1 rRNA gene is annotated in these 551 nt (G+C 37.2%); it reads right to left on the reverse strand.

Going from position 1 to position 551, the window contains the following annotated elements:
- Window positions 1–252 (reverse strand): 16S ribosomal RNA (locus tag ROSEINA2194_RS07990); the annotation flags it as partial.
- Between the last annotated feature and the right edge of the window lie 299 nt (window positions 253–551).

Consider the following 551-nt stretch of genomic DNA (forward strand, 5'->3'; position numbering starts at 1 on the left):
TAATGGAACGCATCCCCATCGATAACCGAAATTCTTTAATAAAAATATCATGCGATATTCGTATGCCATCCGGTATTAATCTTTCTTTCGAAAGGCTATTCCGGAGTTATCGGCAGGTTGGATACGTGTTACTCACCCGTGCGCCGGTCGCCATCTTCAGTTTGCAAGCAAACTAAAATGCTGCCCCTCGACTTGCATGTGTTAAGCCTGTAGCTAGCGTTCATCCTGAGCCAGGATCAAACTCTTCATTGTAAAAGTATTTTTTATCATCCCTTAGGATGACTTTTTTGCTCTGTTCAGGACGCCGTAATTTTATTGACCTTATTCAAATACCTATTAGTCTTAATTGTATCACTACTTCATAAGACAAGTATTGACGGTTCTATTTTTTTACTTGTACTACTTGTATTGTTTATCAATATTTCAAAGAACTTGTTGCTTTCGTTTTAAAAGTCGGGTGCAAAGGTAAGGGCTTTATTTTTAACTTACCAAACTTTTTCGGAAGTTTTTTTTAGTTTTTCTTTTTACGTCTGGTTTCTCTGGCTCTCTAT

The organism is Roseburia inulinivorans DSM 16841 (assembly GCF_000174195.1).
Lineage (GTDB): Bacteria > Bacillota > Clostridia > Lachnospirales > Lachnospiraceae > Roseburia > Roseburia inulinivorans.